This is a genomic window from Massilia sp. CT11-108, assembly GCF_047302915.1.
GTDB lineage: Bacteria > Pseudomonadota > Gammaproteobacteria > Burkholderiales > Burkholderiaceae_D > Telluria > Telluria orientalis.
This window is the reverse complement of record NZ_JBKYMO010001569.1, coordinates 1-262: the sequence shown is the minus strand read 5'-3', so window position 1 is coordinate 262 and position 262 is coordinate 1. Positions and strand designations below refer to the sequence as shown.

The 262-nt window shown below is 69.1% G+C and carries 1 pseudogene; it reads left to right on the top strand.

The window, feature by feature from the left end:
- Nucleotides 1–262, top strand: a pseudogene (locus ACEN88_RS35635) (hypothetical protein); the annotation flags it as partial.

The window sequence follows — 262 nt, the reverse complement described above, 5'->3', positions numbered from 1 at the left end:
GGCCGACCAGCAACTGGCCGCCGTCGCGCGCGAGCGGGCCGCGATCGAGGCCCGCTTCGCGGAACGGGAACGCGTCTGCTACGACAAGTTTTTCGTGAATAATTGCCTCGACGAGGCGAAGGAACGCCGCCGCAGCGCACTCGCCGCCCAGCGCGCGATCGAGGTGCAGGCCGAACACTTCAAGCGCCAGGCGGTCGTCGAGGAGCGCGACCGCAACCTGGCCGAAGCGGAACGCCGCTTCAAGGAGCAGGAGGCGCGCATG